The sequence below is a fragment of the Streptomyces sp. XD-27 genome (assembly GCF_030553055.1).
Classification (GTDB): Bacteria; Actinomycetota; Actinomycetes; order Streptomycetales; family Streptomycetaceae; genus Streptomyces.
Window position 1 is genome coordinate 7293691 of the sequence record NZ_CP130713.1, and the last position, 20716, is coordinate 7314406.

A 20716-nucleotide genomic window follows, 5' to 3' on the forward strand; every position below is an offset into this window, starting at 1 on the left:
CCCCGTACCGGTGTCGACCATTCCGTACTGCCGCGCGGTACCGATCCGGTACCGTGACCGCCATGCCAGCACTCAACATCGAGTTCACCGACGAAGAGCTCGCGGCCATTCGGGAGGCTGCGGCCGCCGATGGCAAGAGCATCAAGGCGTATGTGCACGACCTTTCGGTCCGTGAGCAGCAGCGGCGGGTCTTCGTCCAGCACGCGGTGAAGTTCTGGAACGACCACATCGACGAGTTCGACGCCGCGTTCCCGGAGGAAGTGCCTCCCACCGACCGTGGTGCCGCGGCCTGATGAAACTCAGCATCGATGTCCCCTGGTTGCTGGGGGTGCAGGAACAGAAGCTGTACGACGAGCCGGCCGTCCACGACTACACGGCGCTCGCCGCCGCGGCCTCGCGGCACGCCTTCGACGTGACCCGGTTCGACCACGAACCCGACGCGGCCTGGCGCGCGGCGGCCCTGATGCACACCCTCGTACGACTCCAGCCGCTGCCCGCACGCAGCAGCCTCTACGCGTGCATGGTGGTCGTCGCCTACATGGCCGCCGCCGGTGAGGGCATAGACCCGCCCTACGGCGCCATCGTGGATCTCGCCCGCGACATCAAGGAATACCGCGTGGACGTCTACGAATGCGCCGACCGCATCCGCGAGTGGCGGATCTGAGCGGCGCCGTGCGACCGGGCCCGGCAGCCTCCTGCCGCCGGGCCCGTACCGACGTATGACGTACCGTCAGAGCGCCGACAGCTCCGCCACCAGGTCGTCAAGGCCCAGCGACCCCTGCGACAGCGCCGCCATGTGCCACCGCTTCAGGTCGAAGCCCTCGCCGTGCCGCTGCCGCGCCGCCTCCCGGCCCGCCAGCCAGGCGCGTTCGCCCAGCTTGTAGCCGATGGCCTGGCCCGGCATCCCCAGATAGCGCACCAGCTCGCTCTCGATGACGTCCGCCGGCCGGCTGCAGTGCGTGCCGAAGAACTCCTGCGCAAGCTCCGGCGTCCACCGCTCACCGGGATGGAACGGGGAGTCGGCGGGGATCTCCAGCTCCAGGTGCATGCCGATGTCGATGATCACCCGCACTGCCCGCATCATCTGCGCGTCCAGGTAGCCCAGCCGCCGCTCGGCGTTCTTGAGAAAGCCCAGCTCGTCCATGAGCCGTTCCGCGTACAGCGCCCAGCCCTCGGCGTTGGCGCTGACCATGCCGACCGTCGCCTGGTAGCGGGAGAGCTGGTCGGCGACGTGTGCCCACTGCGCGAGCTGGAGATGGTGGCCGGGGACGCCCTCGTGGTACCAGGTGGTGACCAGGTCGTAGACCGGGAAGCGGGTCTTGTCCATGGTCGGCAGCCAGGTGCGGCCGGGGCGGGAGAAGTCCACCGACGGCTGGGTGTAGTACGGCGCCGCCGCGCTGCCCGGCGGCGCGATCATCGACTCCACGCGCTTGACCCGCTCGGCCAGGTCGAAGTGGGTACCGTCCAGCGACTCGATCGCCTCGTCCATCAGCCGCTGGAGCCAGACGCGGATCTCCTCGACGCCCTCGATCGCCTCGCCGTGCGTGTCGAGATGGCGCAGCGCCTCCCACGGGGTCGCGCCCGGCAGGATCTTCGCCGCCTCGGCGCGCATCTCCGCCAGCAGCCGGTGGTACTCCGACCAGCCGTAGGCGTACGCCTCGTCCAGGTCCAGGTCGGTGCCGTTCCAGTAGCGCACCCAGCGGGTGTAGCGCTCGCGCCCCACCACCTCGGGCGCGCCCTCGACGCCCGGCCCGTACACGTCGCGCAGCCAGTCGCGCAGGTCGGAGACGGCCCCGGTCGCCTGGGCCGCGGCCGCGTCCAGCTCGGCGCGCAGCGCGTCGGGGCCGCCCGCCGCGAACTGGGCGAACCATCCGCCGTCCGTACCGATCCACTCGCCCAACTGCCCGATGACCGTGGACACCTGGCGCGGGCCCGCGGGCAGGCCCAGCTCCAGGCCCTTGGCGAGCGAGGCGCGGTAGCCCGCGAGCGCCTCCGGCACGGCTCGCAGCCGCTCCGCGATGGCGGCCCAGTCCTCCGCGGTCTCCGCCGGGGTCACGGTGAACGCGCCGCGCACGGCGTGCACGGGGGAGTGCAGGTTGCTGACCGCGCGCAGCGGCTCCTGCGCCTCGTGTACGGCCAGTTCGGCGGTCAGCCGCTCGCGCAGCAGCCGCGCACAGCGCCGCTCGGCGTCGGCGTCCGCGCCGGGCACCCCCTCGGACTCGGCGAGCCGCGCCAGGGTGGTACGGGCCAGGTCGGCGAGGGCCTCGCTCCCGGCGGGGGAGAAGTCCGGCAGCCGCCGGGACGATTCGGGCACCCCGAGGTAGGTGCCGGTGATCGGGTCGAGTTCGATGAGCGCGTCGACGTAGGCGTCGGCGACCTGCCGGGGCAGCAGCACATTCTTGGTGTCGGACATGCGGTCATCCTCGTACGCCGGGGTGCGCCGCGTCATCACCGTATCGGCGGACATGGCTGATGCTTGACCCTCGACGGCCCTCGGCAGTCCTCGGCGGCTCACGGGGTGGACGCGCCTGATGGGGGCGGGGTGGGCACGCCTGGTGGGGCGGCGCCGGAGGCCGGGGCTCCGCCCCACCGGTGACGGGCCGTGCGGGGTCAGGAACCGGCGTGGGGCGCGGGCACGGGCAGCGCCGCGGCGGCCGGTTCCGGCAGCGGTGCGAGGCGGGCGGTGATGACGAGCGTGCCCTCCTCGATCTGGTAGTCCAACGGCAGGCCGAGGCCGCGCATGGCCGCGACCATGCCGGTGTTGGCGGAGCGGGTGACCACGTACACGCTCTCGCAACGCGCCTCACGGGCCAGTTCCACGAGCCGCCGCAGGAGCTCGGAGCCCACCCCGCGGCGCTGCCACTCGTCCTCCACCAGCAGCGCGATCTCGGTCTCGTCGCCGTCCCACAGCAGATGGCCCAGCGCCACCAGCCGCCCGGAGCCGGCGCGGGCGGCCAGGGTGCGGCCGAAGCGCGGGCTCAGCAGGTGGTCCAGGTAGCGGTCCGCGTCGGCGACCGGGCCGTGGTAGCGCTGCGCGAGCGTGTCGGCCGAGCAGCGCTCGTGCATCGCCCGCGCCTCGGCCAGGTCGCCGGTGCCCGCCCGGCGTACGGTGATCTCGTTGCCTTCGGGCAGGGTGAGGACGTCACTGCGGTGCGGGATCCGCGGGCCCAGCCGGGCGTCCAGCTCCACCAGAGCGCGGGCCCGCGCGAACTCGGTGGGGGTGAACGGCAGATACGGCCGCTCGATGGAGATCACCCCGCCCGAGGGGTCGCGCAGCCGCATCACCGTCTCCTCCAGCACCCCTTCGACCGGCGGGGTGCCGTCGCCCGCCGGACTCCCGGCGAGACCACTCCCGGCGAGGCTCTTCGCGGGCCGGGACCGGATGGTGCAGCGGCCGAGCAGCTGCCGCAGCGCGAGGGGCAGTTCGGCGGCGTCCAGGGCGGTACGGGTGGCCAGGTTCAGCACCCGGGTGGGGGCGTCCACCAGGTCGTGCGGATCGGCCCGCTCCAGCCAGGTTTCGCTGCCGCCCGCGTCGGCGACGGTGCGGGTCAGCTCGGCCGGCTGGAGGGACGCCGGAACGCGCAGCAGGAACTCGTCGACCGTGCCCTCGGCCAGCGGGTGGGTCTGGAGGGTGAGGATGTCCACGCGCGCCTGTGCGAACGCCCCGCACAGGGTGGCGAGACTGCCCGGCTCGTCCCGCACCGTCGTACGCATCCGCCACAGCGCGGAGCCGCTGTCCGCGGCCCGCGCCGTGGCGCCGGTATCGGACGCGGGTACTGGCGGCGCATGGCTGTGCCGTCGCGACCACCAGGTGTGGAAGCCGGCGGTGGCCAGCAGCGTCGCGGCGGAGAGCAGCAGCAGCTCCGGCCCCTCGGGGCCGTGCGCGACGGTATTGGCCACCGCGTCGGCCACGGCCACGGCGGTGAACAGCGCGGCGAGCTCGACCAGGTCGCGCCGCCAGTGGTGGCGGCGACGGTGGGTGTGCACAGAACTCTGTTCAGTCATACCCCCACCATGGACCACGGGTGTTGCCTGATCACGAACGTACTGTGTCCGATGAGTTAAGGACGCTTCTGTTCCTTTACCGCCCGATTTAATCCGATACTTAATCATGCGGCTCTTCAATCACCCGTACGGCCGCGAGGGCGGCGGGCTCACTGGCCGACCCGCCCCGGCTGGAGCACCTTGGTGAACAGCACCGACCCGCCCACCTCGCGCAGCCGGACCGTCAGCTCCCCGCTGTCCCCGTCGATCGCCGCCTCGCCGTAGAACTGGAAGCCCTCGGCGGGAGAGACGTTCGCGCGGGTGGGTGCCTTCACATACGGCTGCTCCGGGCCGAAGGTGCCGTCCAGCTTCCCGGCGGGGAACGCGCCCGCGTTCAGCGGCCCGGTCACGAACTCCCAGAAGGGCGCGAAGTCCGGATACGCCGCCCGCGTCGGGTCGTAGTGCTGGGCGGAGGTGTAGTGGACGTCCGCCGTCAGCCAGACCGTGCCGGTGATGCGCCGGTGCTTGACGTGCCGCAGCAGCTCGGCGATCTGCAGTTCGCGGCCGAGCGGTGCGCCCGGATCCGCCTGCGCGACCGCCTCGAAGTCCGTCTCCCCGTCCGGCACGACGATGCCCAGCGGCATGTCGGAGGCGATCACCTTCCATACGGCCCGCGACCGCGCCAGCTCCCGCTTGAGCCAGGCCAGCTGCTCGGCGCCGAGGATGCCCTGGGCGTCGTCGGGCTGCCGACCGGGCGAGTTCGCGTTCCGGTACGTGCGCATGTCCAGGACGAAGACGTCCAGCAGCGGGCCGTGCCGCAGCACCCGGTACATCCGGCCCTGGCCGTCGGGGCGGAGGGTGCCCACGGGGAAGTACTCGCCGAACGCCCGGCGCGAGCGGGCGGCCAGCACGTCCACCCGCTTCTCGGTGTAGCGGGGGTCGGTGAGGATCTCGCCCGGGTACCAGTTGTTGAGCACCTCGTGGTCGTCCCACTGGACGATGGACGGCACCTGCGCGTTGAAGCGCCGGAGGTTGCCGTCGAGGAGGTTGTACCGGAAGTTGCCGCGGAACTCGTCCAGCGTCTCGGCGACCTTCGACTTCTCCGGCGTCGTCAGGTTCCGCCATACGCCGCCGTCCGGCAGGGTGACGCTCGGCGCGATCGGCCCGTCGGCGTAGATGGTGTCGCCGCTGCAGAGGAAGAAGTCCGGGTCCAGGCGGCGCATCTCCTCGAAGACCCGGTAGCCGCCCCGGTCGGGGTTGATGCCCCAGCCCTGCCCTGCCAGATCCCCCGACCACACGAACCGCACGCCGCGGCGTCGGGCGGGAGCGGTGCGGAACGTGCCGTACACCGGCTCCGAGGTGCGCCGCGGGTCGTCCGGGTCGGCCAGCAGGACGCGGTAGTGGATCTGGGTGCCCGGTGGCAGGCCGCGCAGCGCGGTGGTGCCGGCGAAGTCGGTGCCGGGGCCCAGCAGCGGGCCGCCCCAGCGCCGTGCTCGGGCGAACGACTCGGTCGCCGAGGTCTCGACGACCATCCGGGCCGGGCGGTCGGCGCGCACCCACACCAGTCCCGAACCGGTCGTCACCTCGCCCACCTGGACGCCCCACTGGGCGCTGGGCCGCCCCGACAGCGCCTGGGCGGGCGCCGCGGAGGACAGCGCGGGCAGCGCCGGCAGCGCCAGCGCGGCGGACGCGGCGGCCGACCCGCGCAGCACCGCGCGCCGCCCGACGCGCTCCCCGGGCTGCCCGGACCTTGCGGACGCCCCGGAATCCAGCGCCATGGAGAACCTCCTGCTCGTGGTGGTCAGTGGCTCGTTGCTATCGGTAGGAGATGCCTCCCACTCGAACGCCCAGTGAACAACGGGCTGTACGCCGCGAGAAGTACGCGTGTGGCACAGGTGACCCGCGCGACGCGTGCGGCGGCTCCGGCGGGTTTACTTACCCAGTAAAAAACGTAACCTGGTAACGAAATCTGCTAACGTGGCCGCATGACGAGCCATCAGCCGGGCCTGCGCCAACGCAAGAAGCAGCGGACGTACCAGACGCTCTCCGACACCGCGATCGCCCTGTTCCTGGAAAAGGGCTTCGACCAGGTCTCCGTCGCCGAGGTCGCGGCCGCCGCCGAGGTGTCCAAGCCGACGCTCTTCCGGTACTTCCCGGCCAAGGAAGACCTGGTGCTGCACCGCTTCGCGGACCACGAGGACGAGGCGGCCCGGGTGGTCCGCGAGCGCGCCGCCGACGAGGCGCCGCTCGCGGCGCTGGAGAGGCACTTCCTGGCGGGACTGGAGCGGCGCGACCCGGTCACCGGCCTCAGCGACGACGCCCGGGTGCTGGCGTTCCATCAGCTCCTGTACTCCACACCGAGCCTGGTGGCCCGCCTCTTCGAGTACACCAACCGGTCCGAGGACGCGCTGGCCGCGACGCTGCGCGAGCTGCTCCCCGACCGCGGCCCGCTCGCCGACGTCACCGCCCGCCTCGCCGCCGGCCAGATCATCGCCGCCCAGCGGATCCTCGCCCTGGACAACTGGCGGCAGATCGCCGACGGCGGCACGGCGGACGCAGTCCACCCGCGGGCGGTGGCCGCGGCCAGGCACGCCTTCGGCCTGCTCCGCTCCGGCCTCGCGGATCTCCGCTGAGCCACCGAGGATCCGGAAGCCACCGAAACAAAACGAATCGAAATGAATCGAAACGAATCGAAGGGACAGGGCAGATGACGTCAGACGGCGGCCTCGGCGGCGGGGGTCTCGGCGACGACGGCGGGGGCCCCGGCGCCGAGCTCGGCCAGGAGCGCGACTACGCCCGCGCCTGCCAGGCGGCCATGGCCGCCATGGTCGACGCCGCGGGGACGCGCGTCGTCACCGGCGAGGATGTCTCCGGCAGCGGCGCGAGCGCCGAAGCCCTCGGCCGGTACCTGCGCAGCCACGCCAAGGAACTGGCCGAGGAACCCGACAGCCCGCTGTTCTTCGGCCGCCTCGACTTCGACCGCGGCCCGGTCGCCGGCGACCACCAGGGCCAGCGGTACTACATCGGCCGCCGCCGGATCGCCCGCCACCCCTCCGCCCCGCCCCTGGTGGTCGACTGGCGGGCGCCGGTCTCCCGCGCCTTCTACCAGGCCACCGCCCGCGAACCGCAGGGCGTGGCGGTACGCCGCCGCTTCGGCTGGGCCCCGTGGAGCACCGGCGCCGCCGAAGACCTCACCAGCCTGGAGGACGAGCGGCTCACCGCCGCCACCGAACCGGCCACGGCCGGGGCGGAGGCCGGAGATCCGGGCGCGGCCGGACAGTCGGCCACCGCCGGGAGGGGCGCCGGCGCGTCCGGCACCGCCAGCCGGATCGTCGCCGCCGAGATCGAACGCCCCCGTGTCGGCCCGATGCGCGACATCGTGGCCACCATCCAGCCCGAGCAGGACGACCTCGTACGCGGCGAACTCACCGCCTCCGTATGCGTCCAAGGCGCCCCCGGCACCGGCAAGACCGCGGTCGGCCTGCACCGCGCCGCCTACCTGCTCTACACCTGCCCGCAGCGCGTCCAACGCGCCGGACTGCTGGTCATCGGCCCCAACCGGACCTTCCTGCGGTACATCTCCCAGGTGCTGCCCGCGCTCGGCGAGAGCGACGTGCGCCAGTGCACCCTGGACGACCTCATCGCCCGCCCCCGACTGACAATCCGGGCGACCGACGACCCGGCGGCCGCAGCCGTCAAACACAGCGCCCGGATGGCCGAGGTCCTCTCCCGCGCCCTGTACGGCAGGGTCCGCACGCCCGCCGAACCGCTCGCCGTCCCCGACGGCTCGTACCGCTGGCGGATCGACGCGGCCGAGCTGGACCGGATCGTCACCGAGGTCCGGGACGAGGCACCGCCGTACGCGGTCGGCCGCGAGCGCGTCAGGTCACGGGCCGTCGCCCTCCTCCAGCGGCAGGCCGAACGGCGCGCGGGCCCACCGAACACCGCATGGCTGCGCCGGATGGGCCGGGCCAAGGCGGTCACCGCGTTCCTGGACGCCGTGTGGCCCGCCGTACGCCCCGAGGAGGTCGTCGGCACACTGCTGGCCGACCCGGCGGCGCTGGCCGCCGCCGCGGACGGCGTCCTCGACGCCGACGAGCAGCGGGCTCTGGCGTGGCGCACCGCGCCGCGTTCCTACAAGAGCGCCAAGTGGTCGCCCGCCGACATGGTGCTCATCGACGAGGTCGCCGGGTTGATCGAACGACCGGAGGGCTACGGCCACGTCGTCGTCGACGAGGCGCAGGACCTCTCCCCGATGCAGTGCCGCGCCATCGCCCGGCGCAGCGACTTCGGCTCCCTCACCGTGCTCGGCGACCTCGCTCAGGGGACCACCCCGTGGGCGGCCCGCAGCTGGCCCGAACACCTCACCCACCTGGGCAAACCGCAGGCCGCCATCGCCCCCCTGACCACCGGCTTCCGCGTGCCCGCCGCCGTGGTCGCGCTCGCCAACCGGCTGTTGGGCGCGCTCGACGTCCACGTGCCGCCCGCGCGCTCCCTGCGCGGCGACGGCGAGCTGCGGATCCGCGCCGTATCCGCCGACGGCCTCCCGGACGCGACCGCGGCGACGGTACGGAAGGCGCTGGCGCGGGACGGTTCGGTCGCCGTGATCGCCGCCGACGCGGATGTGGCGGCGGTCCGCGCGGGGCTGGACGCCGCCGGGATCGGGACGGCGGCCCCCGACGAGTCGGACGCCGGGCGCCGGGTCGTGGTCCTCCCGGCGACGGTCGCCAAGGGCCTGGAGTACGACCATGTGGTGGTGGTCGAACCGGCGGCGATAGCGGAGGCCGAACCACGCGGCCTGCACCGCCTGTACGTCGTCCTGACCCGGGCCGTCTCCCGCCTGGACGTGCTCCACGCCCGCCCCCTGCCCGGCCCCCTCACGGACGCGGCCGGGTAGGGGCCCATTCCCCGGCCCGCCCCTTCCCGGCCGCACCCGACGCACGGCTCCGCCGCGTGGGGGCTGCGCCCGGACCCCGGCGAGGCCGTCGCGCTGGACAACTCGTCCCGCCGTCAGGTGGGATGAGCCCGTGATCTCCGCCGACGCCGCCACCGACCTCTTCGAGGAGCACCGCCCGGTCCTCATGGGCGTCGCCTACCGCATGCTCGGCCGGGTCGCCGACGCCGAGGACGTCGTCCAGGAGGCGTGGCTGCGCTGGTCCGGTTCCGACCACGGCGACGTCCGCGACCCGCGCGGCTATCTCGTACGGATCACCACCCGGCTCGCGATCGACCGGCTGCGGCAGGCGCAGGCCCGGCGCGAGGCGTACGTCGGCCCGTGGCTGCCCGAACCGCTCGCCACCGACTTCGGCGACGCCGTGCCGGACACCGCCGAGCGGGCCGTGCTCGCCGAGTCCGTCTCCTTCGCCGTGCTGGTGGTCCTGGAGTCCCTGTCGCCGCTGGAGCGCGCGGTGTTCGTGCTGCGCGAGGCGTTCGGGCTCCCGTACGGCGAGATCGCCGCCACCTTGGACCGCACCGAGGCGGCCGTGCGCCAGCTCGCCGGGCGGGCCCGCCGCCATGTGGAGGAGCGCAAGCCGCGGTACACCGTGGACCCCGCGGAACGGCGCGCCCTCACCGAGCGGTTCATCGCGGCCGCCGCCGGAGGCGACCTGGGGCAGCTCGTCGCCCTGCTGGCCCCGGACGCCCGGCTCATCGGCGACGGCGGCGGCAGGGCGCAGGCCCCGCTGCGGATCCTGGAGACCGCCGACAAGATCGGCCGTTTCCTGGCCGGCGCCGCGAGCCGGCTGCCGGGCGCGGAGCTGCGTCTCACCGAGCTCAACGGCCAGGTCGCCGCGGTCGTGCTCCTGGACGGCACGCCCGACATGGCGTTCAGCCTGGACGTCGCCGACGGGCTCGTCCAGTGCGTCTACGTCGTGCGCAACCCGGAGAAACTCGCCGGTCTGGCGGTATGAGCCCGCGCGGGGGAGACCGCCTACCGTCCGCGCGCGCCTACTGTCCGCGCGCCGAGAGTCCTTGCGGAGGAGGGTCCTTGCGCAGGAGAGCCCTCACAGCCCGCCCGCGACCCGCAGCACCGCCCCGGTGGTGTACGACGCCTCCGGCGACATCAGCCAGGCCACCGCGGCCGCGATCTCGTCCGGCTCGCCGGGGCGGCCCATCGGCACCCGCTCCGGGGCGCGCCACGGCCGCTCCGGGTCGCCCATCGCGGCGTGGATGTCCGTCAGTGTCATCCCGGGCTGCACCGAGTTGACCCGGATGCCCTCGGCCGCCAGCTCCTTCGACAGGCCGACCGTCATCGCGTCCACCGCGGCCTTGCTGGCCGCGTAGTGCACGTACTCGCCCGGGCTGCCGGTGGTCGCGGCACCCGAGGAGATGTTGACGATCGTCCCGCCGGGGCCGCCGAGCCGGGTGGACATCGCGCGCGCGGCGCGCCGGGCGCACAGCAGGGCGCCGGTCACGTTCACGTCCACCACCCGGCGCATCACCTCCGGCGAGGTGTCGGTGAACCGGCCCAACGGACCGGTGATCCCGGCGTTGTTGACCAGCCCGGTGACCGGGCCGAGCTCGTCCGCGGCCGCGTCGAACAGTGCCTCGACCTGGTCGCCGACGCTGGTGTCCACCTGTACGGCCACACACCGCACGCCGTGCGCGCGCACCGCGGCCGCGGACTCCTCCGCCGCCTCCCGCGCCCGCTCGTAGCCGATGGCGATGTCGTGCCCGGCGCGGGCGAGCCGCAGTGCGACGGCCGCGCCGATGCCGCGACTTCCTCCCGTGACCACCGTGACCTGGTCTCCCATGCCCGCGTCCTCCCCGTACGTGCCGACAGTTGTGCCTGAGTCTGTGCCGACGATAGCTGATCAAGGATTGGTCTTGACCAAGCCAGGAGGCCGTCCTATGGTCACAGTCGCGGATAGTGCAACAACCTTTAATAAACAAGCACGCGGAACGTTGCGGAGGACAGGGTGGGGACCACGCAGCTCGCATCGGTGCCGGAGCCGAAGTACTGGCACCTGAAGACCGTGCTCAGCGACGCGCTCGACTCCGAGTTCGCGGTGGGGGAGATCCTGCCCAACGAGCGCGAACTCGCGGCCCGGTTCGGTGTCGCGCGCGCCACGCTCCGCCAGGCCCTGGAGCAGCTCGAGCTGGAGGGCCGGCTCCAGCGCCGCCGCGGCGTGGGCACCACCGTCGCACCGCCGCGCGTGGGCGTCTCCGTCACCGACCCCGGTCCGGCGTGGCCGGGCGCGGGTGAGGCCGCCGACACGTGGGAGCCGGTCGACAGCGGTACGGCGGTCCCCCCTGCCGCGGTGGCCAGGCTCCTGCACGCCGAGCCGGACGCCGAGGTCCACGTGGTGCGGCGCACCCGGATCTCCCACGGTCAGCCGCTGGCCGCCGAACTGCTCTACATCCCGGCGGACTCCGTCCCCGGTCTCGGGGCCGTCGACGCCCCGGGCGGCGATGTCCGCGCCCGCGCGGTGCTGCGCGAGTTGCGGCGGCTGGACCTCGAAGGCCAGGACCAGGCGGTGGAGCTGGGCTCCGCCCGTGCCGACGACGCCAAGGCGCTCGACCGGCTGCCGGGCGCGCCGGTGCTCGTTGTGACCACGCGCTACTACGCCCAGGGCCGGACGGCCGCCGTCGGGGTGGCCACGTACCGGGCCGACACGTGCCGGCTGACCTTCGCCGAGACCAGCCCGTCCGGGGTGTGAGGAAGCGGCACAGCCAGGCCGTTCGGAGGGGCTCGTGAACGACCGGGCCGGGGCGAGGTCCTGCGCCAGGCGCCCCTCCGGAGAGGCCCCAGGACCGACGGAGGGCCGGGGCTGAGCCCTGCTCGACGGGGCCTGCTCAGGGAATCGCCCCGCGCTGCTCCCGCGCCCGTTCCCGGAACCCCCGCTACCGCGCCCCGCGCCGGGCCGTGGCCGTGCGTTCCACCGCGAAGAGCTCCTCCTCCACATGGTCCAGCGCCAGCCGCAGCGCGCCCATGGCCACCGCCGCCTCGCCGAGCGCCGACTGGGCGACGAGCGGCGGCCGCAGGCAGTAGCGCGACAGTTCGTCGCCGAGCGGGCCCAGCACCCCGTCGAGACCGGCCGCCCAGCCGCCGACCACCACGACCTCCGGGTCCAGCGCCAGCACCAGCGCCGCCACGTCGTGCACCAGCCGCCGGATGAACCGGTCGACCGCCGCGCACGCCCCGCGGTCGCCCTCCCGTGCCAGCTCGAAGACCCGCGCCACCTGCTCCTCGTCCAGCGGGTTCAGCGGCTCGCCGGTGGTCGACAGCACCTCCTCCGGGGCCGCCTCGCGACCCAGCAGGTGCAGGGCGCCGATCTCGCCGGCCGCGCCCCCGAAGCCGCGGTGCAGCCGCCCGCCGATCAGCGCGCCGGCCCCGGGCTCAGCCCGGCCAGGACGAACACCACGTCGCCGGAGCCGACCGCCGCACCCTTCCAGTGCTCCGCCACGGCGGCGGCGTTCGCGTCGTTCTCCACCAGCACAGGACAGCGGAACGACCGCTTCAGTCGGTCGCCGAGCCGCAGCCCCGTCCACCCGGGCAGGGCCGTGCACAGCCGTACGGTCCCGTCGGTCTCCACGACCCCCGGCGTCGCCACCCCGACCGCGCGCAGCGAGTCCCGCGCCACGCCCTCGCGGCGCAGCAGGTCCGCGACGGCGGTACGGACCCGTTCCAGCCGCTCGTCCGCCGACGCGCTCTCGGAGACCTCGCGCACAGCCGAGCCCAGGACCCGCCCGTCCAGATCGGACAGGAGCACGGCGATCCGGTGCGAGCCGATGTCGACGCCGAGCAGATGCCCCGCCTCGGCCCGGAACCGGTACCTCCGGGCGGGCCGCCCCTGGCGGCGCACCTCGCCGCCGTCCGCGGGTGCCTCGACCACCAGACCGCTGCCGATCAGCGCTTCGACGGCGCCCTCGACGGTCGGCCGGGACAGCCCCGTCGCCTGGACGAGGTCGGTGAGCGTCGCGGCTCCCGGAGCGGCTCTCGGCGCGTCTGCCGGCGCGTCTGCCGGAGTGCCCGCACCGCCGCCCGCGCCGCCGCCCGGGCCGTCGTCCGTACCCGCGACCGGCTCGCCGGACCCCTCGGACCCCTCCGGCCGCTCGGGCCCCTCGGGCCGGATCCGGATCCCGGACGACGCGGCCGTACGCAGCGCGTGCAGGACCACGGCGGAGTTGATCCGCCTGAGCAGTGACGGGTCTCCGCCGGTGAGCCGCGCCACGTCGGCCTCCCTGTCTGTGCGTGTGTGCCGGATCGTATCCGCCCCTCCGCGGTGCGGCGAGTGCCGGCCCGTGGCCCCGGGCCTCAGCCCGGTACGACGAACCCCGACTCGTACGCCGCGATCACGGCCTGCGTGCGGTCCCGTGCGCCCAACTTCGCCAGCACCGCGCTGACGTGCGTCTTCACCGTCTCCGTGCCCAGCAGCAGGGCCGTGGCGATCTCGGCGTTCGACATGCCGCGCGCCATGAGCCGCAGGACCTCCGCCTCACGGTCGGTCAGCGCGGCCCGCGCCATCGCCGCCCGCGCGGCCTCGTTCCCGCGACCGGCCGCCAGCTCCCGTACGGCCGCGGGGAAGAGCAGCGAGTCGCCCTCCGCGACCAGCCGCACCGCGTGCACGATCTCGGCCGGGCGGGCGCGCTTGAGCAGGAAGCCGTCGGCGCCCGCGCGCAGCGCCTCGTACACGTAGTCGTCGTTCTCGAAGGTGGTGACGACCAGGATCTTGGGCGGACGGGGGACCGTGCGCAGCACCGCGCGGGTCGCCTCGATGCCGTCCAGCAGCGGCATCCGCACGTCCATGGCGATCACATCGGGGCGCAGTCGGCGCACCAGCGGGATGACCGAGGCGCCGTCGGCGGCCTCGCCGACCACCTCGATGTCCGGCTGGGCCTCCAGGATCGCGCGCAGCCCGGCGCGCACCAACTGCTCGTCGTCGACGAGGAGAACGGTGATCGGCACAAGATCACCTTATGCGGTCGGGCGCGGGGCGCCGTACGCGGTCGGGTGCGGGGCGCCGTCCAGGGGGAGCCGCACGCGCACCCGCCACTGCCCGGCGTGCGGCCCGGTGTCCGCCTCCCCGCCCAGCAGGGCCGCCCGTTCGCGGATGCCGCGCAGGCCGCTGCCGCCGGTGCGGCGACCGGCCGGGTCAGGGACCGCCTCCGCCTCCGTGTCCGTTCCGGTCGTCGGCAGCGGGTTGCGTACGTCCAGCTCCAGCGCGCCCCGTCCCGCGTCCGGCGCGCCCCGCCCCGCGTCCGGGGCGACCCGTATCCGTACCCGTACCGGAACCGGGCCCGCGTGCCGCAGCACATTGGTCAGCGCCTCCTGGAGGATGCGGTAGCCCTCGCGGGAGACCGGGCCGGGCAGGGTCTCCAGCGGGCCGGTGACCTCCGCGCTCAGCGGAGCGCCCGCGGCGCGCGCCGACTCCAGCAGCCGTTCGGCGTCGGCGAGCCCCGGCCGTTCGGCGGGCCGCCGCGCGCCGTCCTCGCGGAGCAGGAGCAGCACCCGTTCCAGATCGTCGAGCGCGCACCGCCCGGTCTCCTCGATCGCGGCCAGCGCCCGGTCGGTGAACTCCGCGGAGCCGGCGGCGCGCGCCGCGCCCGCCTGGACGACGGCCACGGTCAGCGCGTGCCCGATCGAGTCGTGCAGTTCGCGGGCGAGCCGGTTGTGCTCCAGCAGGCGCTCGGTACGCTCCTCCAGCGCCGCGAGCCGCTCGGCGGCGGACGGGCCGAGCAGCCGGGGCGCGGCGGCGGCCATCAGCCACCCGAGCCCCACGACCACGGCCGCCAGCGCGGCGAGCGGCAGCGGCGCGAGGAGCGCGTACCACCAGTGGCCGCCGCTGATCCGCAGCCCTGCGCCCGTGTCGCCCGTGCCGCCGGTGGCCGCTTCGATCAGCGCCCCCATCAGCTGGGGCAGCCGCACGCACAGCCAGCCCACCGCACAGCCCACCTCCAGCCGGAGCACCAGCCAGACCGCGGTCAGCACCCGGTCGGCCCAGGAGGCCGACGGGGTCGCCGCGATCCCTGACGCCCCGTCATCGCTGCTGCCGTCGCGCCGGTCCCGGGCGTGCTCGCCGGCGGTGAGCAGCAGACGCGCCTGCAGCCCCTCCGCGAGCCGCGCCGACGGCACCATCGCCCAGCCGATCAGCAGCGGCACCGGGAGCACCAGCAGCCACAACTGCCGGCCCGGGGTCATCCCTTCGTAGCCCGGGTAGACGAAGCCGCAGATGATCGCGGGCAGGACGCCGGTCAGCAGGTGCACCCACCGGGTGTAGGTGACGGCACGGGCCAGCGGTGTGAACAGGGCGGATACCGGCATACGCACATCCTGGCAGCGTCCGGGAGGGCGCGGCCTCCCCCGCGTGGGGGAGTGGATCGCCCCGCGAGGGGGAGCGGGCCGCCCGCGCACGAGGGAGCCCAAGCCCACCCGTGAGGGAGGCCCGGCACCCCCGCCGACCGGCATCGTCCTTGCCATGACAGCGATCGACATCCGCGAGCTGACCATGGTCTACGGATCGGTACGGGCCGTGGACCGGCTCACGTTCAGCGTCCTCCCCGGCCGGGTCACCGGATTCCTCGGCCCCAACGGGGCGGGCAAGTCCACCACCATGCGCGCCGTCCTCGGACTGGACCGGCCGGCTTCCGGCACCGCGACCGTGGGCGGCCGCCCCTACCGGGAACTCGACCGACCGCTGCGGCACGTCGGCGCGCTGCTCGACGCCTCCGCCGCACATGGCTCCCGGACCGCCCGGGACCATCTGCGGTGCCTCGCCCTCAGCAACGATCTGCCGGCCCGCCGCGTCGAGGAGGCCCTGGCAGAGACGGGCCTGGCGAACGTGGCCGGGCGGCGCGTGAAGACCTTCTCGCTGGGCATGCGCCAGAGGCTGGGCATCGCGGCCGCGCTGCTCGGCGAGCCGCCGGTGCTGATGTTCGACGAGCCGGCCAACGGGCTCGACCCCGAGGGCATCGTGTGGATCCGCACCCTGATGAGGCGGCTGGCGGCCGAAGGCCGCACCGTGCTGGTCTCCAGCCACCTGATGACGGAGACCGCGCTGACCGCCGACCACCTCGTGGTGCTGGGCCGCGGACGGCTGCTCGCCGACACCGCGATGGACGACTTCGTACGCGAGCACAGCCACCCCCGGGCGCGGGTGCGCACCAGCGAACCGGAGCGGCTGCGCGCCGCGTTGGCGGACGAGGGTCTGGCCGCCGCGGTCGCGGACGACTCCGGCGCCTGGGCGGTGGACGGCGTCCCCGCCGCGGAGCTCGGCGCGCTCGCCGCCCGCCACGGCGTCCCGGTCCTCGAACTCGTCGACGACCGGACGTCACTGGAACAGGCATACCTGCGGCTCACCGCCGAGGACACCGAGTTCGCGGCTCAGGCCGACGACACCGACTGCGCGGCACCGGCCGCCCAGGCCGCCCCCATCACCCGAATCGCCCCGACCGTCCCGACTCAGGAGATCTGACCAGCCATGCCTCTGCCAGCGGTGCTCCGCTCCGAATGGATGAAGTTCCGTTCCCTCCGATCGCTGCAACTCGCCCTCGCCGGCGGGCTGGTGGCCACCACCGGCATCACCGTGCTGGTGAGGGCCACCTCCGGCGGGCCCGAGGACGACGCGGCCGACTTTGACCCGGTCTTCGCCTCCTTCTTCGGCCTCAACTTCGGGCAGATCGCGGCCATCTGCTTCGGCGTGCTGGCCGTCACCGCGGACCAGGCGCACGGCGGCGCCCGGATCTGGCTCGCCGCGGTGCCCCGGCGCGGGCTCTACTACGGCGGCAAACTGGCCGTCACCGGCGGCCTCGCGCTCACCGCCGGCCTGGTCACCGGCTTCACCTCGCTGCTCGGCGGGCAGCTGGCGCTGGGCGCGGACGGGGTGGGCCTCGGCGCCACCGGGGCGCTGCGCGCCGCGCTGGGCTGCGGGCTCTACCTGGCCCTGCTGACGGTGATGGCCGCGGGTGTCGCGACGGTGGTACGGGGCGCGGTCGGCGCCCTCGGCCTGCTCATCCCGGTGACCTGCTTCCTCGCCCCGGTGCTGGGCACGGGCGGGGCGGTGTCCTTCCTCCCGGACCAGGCCGGACAGCAGGTGCTGCACGCCCATCCCGAAGGGCCGCTCGGCGCCGGGACGGGACTGGCGGTGCTGGCGGCGTGGACGGCCGTCGCGGTGTACGCGGGGCTGCGGGCCCTGCGAGGCCGCGACGCCTGACGACCGCCTGCCGACCGCCTGACGGGCGGCCAATTGTCAGAGGGCAGCGGTTTACTGACGGCATGACGAGCATCGCCGGGCATCTGGCCGCCATCGAGGAGCTGCGCGCCCGCGCGTTCCCCGCGCGGTGCGAGCGCGCGGGCTGGACCGACAGCGGACCCGGCTACCACATAGCCGCGCTCAGGGTCAGCGAGGACTTCTGGGACGCGGACCTGAGCCGGGTGCGGGAGGTGGACGAGGAGTTCGACGCCGAACTGCGGTTGCTGGTCGGGGCCCTGGCGCGCGAGTGGGGCGCCCCGGATGTCCTCGACCTCACCGAGTGCCTGGAGCGGTCCGGCCTCGGCGAGCCCGTACCGCCGCCGCTGGACTCCCTGTGCGGATACGTCGCGGAGCTGCACACCTGGATGGTGGACGGGCGCTGGGTCGCGGTCGGGGTAGGGCAGGCCGACCGCGAACTGCCCATACAGCTGGTAGCGGCGATAGGCGAGCCGGACTCGCTCAGACCTCGGTGAACGCCGCCGTACGCAGCCGTCCGAACTCCTCCGCGGGCCAGCAGCAGCCCGCCCGCGCGGTATTCGGCGGCGGTGAGCTCGTCGGCACGGGCGGAGGCGCGCGCGACCACATTGGGTGATGCCCAACCCGTAGTCGAGCAGTTCCGTCTGCTCGGACGGCTTGAGCAGGCGCGGCGTGAAGCCCGACGCGTGCAGGACGGGCTGGGGGCACCCCCGGACGAAGTCTGGGGGACGGTTGCCCGGCTAGTGGTGCCCGGTCGCGGCCGTCATCAACCCGGGGTTGGTACCGCAGAAGAGCACGCGGAGACCGCCCGCGACCACGTCCGGAACGACGCGGTCGCGGGCGGCCTCGAGCTCCTCGGGGGTCAGAGGATCGCCCCCGGCACGTACGCCGCGGCCTCCGGGTGCTCCCTGGCGATCTCTGCGATCCCCGCGACCACGGACCGCACCTGGTCGGCCGCGGCGCCGGTGAAGGACAGCTTGTCCGCCATCAGCGCGTCCAGCTCCGCCCGGTCCAGCGGGATGCGCGGGTCGGCGGCGAGCTTGTCCAGCAGGTCGTTGCGCTCGGCGCCCTGCTCGCGCATGGCCAGCGCCGTCGCCACCGCGTTCTCCTTGATCGCCTCGTGGGCGACCTCGCGGCCCACCCCGGCCCGCACGGCGCCCATCAGCACCTTCGTCGTGGCGAGGAACGGCAGGTAGCGGTCCAGCTCGCGGGCGATCACGGCGGGGAACGCGCCGAACTCGTCCAGCACGGTCAGGAAGGTCTCCAGCAGCCCGTCGAAGGCGAAGAACGCGTCCGGCAGCGCGACCCGGCGCACCACCGAGCAGGACACGTCGCCCTCGTTCCACTGGTCGCCCGCCAGCTCGCCGGCCATCGACGCGTACCCGCGAAGGATCACCGCGAGGCCGTTGACCCGCTCACACGACCGGGTGTTCATCTTGTGCGGCATGGCGGACGACCCGACCTGGCCCGGCTTGAAGCCCTCGGTCACCAGCTCGTGCCCAGCCATCAGCCGGATCGTCTTGGCGAGCGAGGAGGGGGCGGCGGCCAGCTGCACCAGCGCGGTCACCACCTCGTAGTCCAGCGAGCGCGGGTAGACCTGGCCGACGGAGGTGAAGGCGTGCGCGAAGCCGAGGTGGGCCGCGATCCGCTGCTCCAGTTCGGCCAGTTTGGCCGCGTCGCCGCCGAGCAGGTCCAGCATGTCCTGCGCGGTGCCGACCGGGCCCTTGATGCCGCGCAGCGGGTAGCGGGCCAGCAGCTCCTCCAGCCGCCCGTACGCGGCGAGCATCTCGTCGGCGGCGGTGGCGAAGCGCTTGCCGAGCGTGGTGGCCTGCGCGGCGACATTGTGCGAGCGGCCGGCCATGACCAGCTCGGCGTTGTCCGCCGCCAGCCTGCCGAGCCGGACGAGCACGGACACCGTACGGTCCCGCACCAGCTCCAGGGAGAGCCGGATCTGGAGCTGCTCGACGTTCTCAGTCAGGTCGCGGGAGGTCATGCCCTTGTGGACGTGCTCGTGCCCGGCGAGGGCGTTGAACTCCTCGATGCGGGCCTTCACATCGTGCCGGGTGACCTTCTCGCGCTCCGCGATCGACGCCAGGTCGACGGTCTCCAGCACCCGCTCGTAGTCGGCGAGCGCGGCGTCCGGCACCTCGATCCCGAGGTCTTTCTGGGCGCGCAGCACGGCGAGCCACAGCCGCCGCTCCAGCGTCACCTTGTACTCGGGGGACCACAGGACGGCCAGCTCCGCCGAGGCGTAGCGGCCGGCCAGGACGTTCGGGATGCGCGGCTTAGCAGTCACGTGTCCTGATTCTACTGGCGGTTTGCGCAGGCCAGCGCCCCGCCCCGGTTTGTCGCTTGCTACGAACGCGGCTCCCGGCTCCCCGCACCCGTGCGGGGGTCCCGTGCGCGCCCCGCCGCACGCCGCCTCACCGCACGCCGCCCGCCGCCCCGCCGTATTGCGGCCCGTACGCTCAGCCCTCGTACGGCAGCAGTTCGGCCCGCTTCGGCGCGCGGCCGTCGCCGGAGGACCTGCCCGTCAGCCGCCGGCCGATCCACGGCACCAGGTGCTCGCGCGCGAACCGCACGTCGGCGCCGCGCCGCGCGGCCCACCCCGGCCGTACCGGCGGCGGCAGCGGCGCCCGCCAGTCGTACTCCGGCGGATGGCCCAGGGACTCCCACACCGCCTCCGCCACCCGCCGGTGCCCCTCGCCGGTCAGGTGCAGCCGGTCCTCCGCCCACATCCGCGGATCGCCCAGCACGTCGGCGGCGAACAGGTCCACCACCACCGCGCCGTGCCGCGCCGCCAGCGCGTCGATGTGCGCGAACAGCTGCTCCATCCGCGGCAGGAACCGCTCCAGCACCGGACCGCGCCGCCCCGGGCTGCGCATCAGCACCAGCGTGCGGCAGCCGGGGGCCAGCCGCTCCACGGCCTCCTCCAGCAGCGCGCACACCCGCGCCACGTCGCACTTGGGGCGCAGTACGTCGTTCAGCCCGCCGACCAGGGTCACCAGGTCGGCGCCCATGGCGGCGGCAGGACGGGACTGCTCCTGGACGATCTGCCCGATGAGCTTGCCGCGCACGGCCAGGTTGGCGTAGCGGAAGCCCGGTGTCCGGGCCGCGAGCCGCGCGGCGAGCAGGTCCGCCCAGCCTCGGTACGTACCGTCCGGGAGGCCGTCGGACATGCCCTCGGTGAAGGAGTCGCCGAGCGCGACGAAGCTGCTGTACGGGGCGATGGGGTGGGCGTTCTTCTGCATGGCGGCATGAGCATACCGCTCGGTACGTCGGCCTCCCCGGGCGCACCGTGGCGATTCCGTGTGCGCGCCGCGCCGCAGGCGAGCATCATCGCTCTATGGCGCTCGTGCACATCTACTTCGAAGGCGGTGCGCGCAACGGCACGACCGTGACCTGGAACCTCGAACCCGACGCCGATGTCTACGACGACAACATCTTCCGGCCGCCCGAGCTGTACCGCAGGACGAACCGGACCCGGGTGATCGGGCGGGTCGAGTTCACGGTCTTCCGCTACGACCCGTCCGGCAGCCGCTCGGCCCAGCGGCCGGCCTGACCCG

The 20716-nt window shown here is 74.1% G+C and carries 18 protein-coding genes and 2 pseudogenes; 10 read left to right on the plus strand and 10 right to left on the minus strand.

Features of this window, described 5'->3' with window-relative positions; translation table 11 throughout:
- Window positions 1–62 precede the first annotated feature (62 nt).
- Together Q3Y56_RS32050 and Q3Y56_RS32055 are read left to right on the plus strand one after the other, a co-directional pair.
- Window positions 63–293, plus strand: coding sequence for a hypothetical protein (locus Q3Y56_RS32050; protein WP_304465227.1), 231 nt, complete (start codon window positions 63–65; stop codon window positions 291–293).
- Window positions 293–664 (plus strand): toxin Doc, encoded by a 372-nt coding sequence (locus tag Q3Y56_RS32055; protein ID WP_304465228.1) that lies wholly within the window; start codon window positions 293–295, stop codon window positions 662–664. The genes Q3Y56_RS32050 and Q3Y56_RS32055 overlap by 1 nt, the downstream gene beginning before the upstream one ends.
- Window positions 665–730: 66 nt before the next feature.
- Here Q3Y56_RS32055 and Q3Y56_RS32060 read toward each other — a convergent pair whose 3' ends face one another.
- The 3 genes from Q3Y56_RS32060 to Q3Y56_RS32070 form a co-directional block, all read right to left on the minus strand.
- Entirely contained in the window at window positions 731–2413 is a 1683-nt protein-coding gene (locus Q3Y56_RS32060; RefSeq protein WP_304465229.1) for a DUF885 domain-containing protein, read from the minus strand.
- A gap of 197 nt (window positions 2414–2610) precedes the next feature.
- A complete protein-coding gene (locus Q3Y56_RS32065; protein WP_304465230.1) occupies window positions 2611–4005 on the minus strand; it encodes a GNAT family N-acetyltransferase in 1395 nt (464 codons plus the stop codon).
- A gap of 149 nt (window positions 4006–4154) precedes the next feature.
- The gene (locus tag Q3Y56_RS32070) at window positions 4155–5762 is read right to left on the minus strand and encodes an alkaline phosphatase (RefSeq protein ID WP_304465231.1); all 1608 of its coding nucleotides are present in this window, start codon (window positions 5760–5762) and stop codon (window positions 4155–4157) included.
- A gap of 207 nt (window positions 5763–5969) precedes the next feature.
- Between Q3Y56_RS32070 and Q3Y56_RS32075 the strand changes: the two genes are divergently transcribed.
- The 3 genes from Q3Y56_RS32075 (at window position 5970) to Q3Y56_RS32085 (ending at window position 9893) form a co-directional block, all read left to right on the plus strand.
- Window positions 5970–6617, plus strand: coding sequence for a TetR/AcrR family transcriptional regulator (locus Q3Y56_RS32075; protein WP_304465232.1), 648 nt, complete (start codon window positions 5970–5972; stop codon window positions 6615–6617).
- A 182-nt stretch (window positions 6618–6799) separates the two neighbouring features.
- Complete coding sequence (locus tag Q3Y56_RS32080; RefSeq protein ID WP_304465891.1) at window positions 6800–8881, plus strand: AAA family ATPase; 2082 nt, start codon at window positions 6800–6802, stop codon at window positions 8879–8881.
- A 133-nt stretch (window positions 8882–9014) separates the two neighbouring features.
- Window positions 9015–9893, plus strand: a complete 879-nt coding sequence (locus Q3Y56_RS32085) for an RNA polymerase sigma-70 factor (protein ID WP_304465892.1) — start codon at window positions 9015–9017, stop codon at window positions 9891–9893.
- Window positions 9894–9986: 93 nt separating this feature from the next.
- Here Q3Y56_RS32085 and Q3Y56_RS32090 read toward each other — a convergent pair whose 3' ends face one another.
- Entirely contained in the window at window positions 9987–10736 is a 750-nt protein-coding gene (locus Q3Y56_RS32090; protein WP_304465233.1) for an SDR family oxidoreductase, read from the minus strand.
- Window positions 10737–10901: 165 nt separating this feature from the next.
- Here Q3Y56_RS32090 and Q3Y56_RS32095 point away from each other — a divergent pair, with 165 nt between their 5' ends.
- Complete coding sequence (locus Q3Y56_RS32095) at window positions 10902–11642, plus strand: GntR family transcriptional regulator (protein ID WP_304465234.1); 741 nt, start codon at window positions 10902–10904, stop codon at window positions 11640–11642.
- 184 nt (window positions 11643–11826) lie between these two features.
- On the opposite strand, the pseudogene Q3Y56_RS32100 reads toward Q3Y56_RS32095, so the two are convergent.
- The 3 genes and pseudogenes from Q3Y56_RS32100 to Q3Y56_RS32110 form a co-directional block, all read right to left on the minus strand.
- A pseudogene (locus Q3Y56_RS32100) lies at window positions 11827–13157 on the minus strand (ROK family protein).
- An 83-nt stretch (window positions 13158–13240) separates the two neighbouring features.
- A complete protein-coding gene (locus Q3Y56_RS32105) occupies window positions 13241–13891 on the minus strand; it encodes a response regulator transcription factor (protein ID WP_304465235.1) in 651 nt (216 codons plus the stop codon).
- Between the two features lie 9 nt (window positions 13892–13900).
- A complete protein-coding gene (locus Q3Y56_RS32110; protein WP_304465236.1) occupies window positions 13901–15247 on the minus strand; it encodes a sensor histidine kinase in 1347 nt (448 codons plus the stop codon).
- Window positions 15248–15401: 154 nt separating this feature from the next.
- Between Q3Y56_RS32110 and Q3Y56_RS32115 the strand changes: the two genes are divergently transcribed.
- The 3 genes from Q3Y56_RS32115 (at window position 15402) to Q3Y56_RS32125 (ending at window position 17647) form a co-directional block, all read left to right on the plus strand.
- The gene (locus Q3Y56_RS32115; protein WP_304465237.1) at window positions 15402–16397 is read left to right on the plus strand and encodes an ATP-binding cassette domain-containing protein; all 996 of its coding nucleotides are present in this window, start codon (window positions 15402–15404) and stop codon (window positions 16395–16397) included.
- A 6-nt stretch (window positions 16398–16403) separates the two neighbouring features.
- Window positions 16404–17135, plus strand: a complete 732-nt coding sequence (locus Q3Y56_RS32120; RefSeq protein ID WP_304465238.1) for an ABC transporter permease — start codon at window positions 16404–16406, stop codon at window positions 17133–17135.
- A gap of 62 nt (window positions 17136–17197) precedes the next feature.
- Window positions 17198–17647, plus strand: coding sequence for a hypothetical protein (locus Q3Y56_RS32125; RefSeq protein WP_304465239.1), 450 nt, complete (start codon window positions 17198–17200; stop codon window positions 17645–17647).
- Between the two features lie 38 nt (window positions 17648–17685).
- Here the strand turns inward: Q3Y56_RS32125 and Q3Y56_RS32130 are convergent.
- The 3 genes and pseudogenes from Q3Y56_RS32130 to Q3Y56_RS32140 all read right to left on the minus strand — a co-directional run.
- Window positions 17686–17947 (minus strand): annotated as a pseudogene (locus Q3Y56_RS32130) (mismatch-specific DNA-glycosylase); the annotation flags it as partial.
- A 65-nt stretch (window positions 17948–18012) separates the two neighbouring features.
- Window positions 18013–19446 carry an adenylosuccinate lyase gene (gene purB / locus Q3Y56_RS32135; RefSeq protein WP_304465240.1) on the minus strand — a complete coding sequence of 478 codons (1434 nt, stop codon included), beginning with the start codon at window positions 19444–19446 and terminating at the stop codon, window positions 18013–18015.
- A gap of 172 nt (window positions 19447–19618) precedes the next feature.
- Window positions 19619–20401, minus strand: a complete 783-nt coding sequence (locus Q3Y56_RS32140; RefSeq protein WP_304465241.1) for an SGNH/GDSL hydrolase family protein — start codon at window positions 20399–20401, stop codon at window positions 19619–19621.
- A 95-nt stretch (window positions 20402–20496) separates the two neighbouring features.
- Here Q3Y56_RS32140 and Q3Y56_RS32145 point away from each other — a divergent pair, with 95 nt between their 5' ends.
- Window positions 20497–20712 carry a hypothetical protein gene (locus Q3Y56_RS32145; RefSeq protein WP_304465242.1) on the plus strand — a complete coding sequence of 72 codons (216 nt, stop codon included), beginning with the start codon at window positions 20497–20499 and terminating at the stop codon, window positions 20710–20712.
- The last annotated feature ends 4 nt before the right edge of the window (window positions 20713–20716 follow it).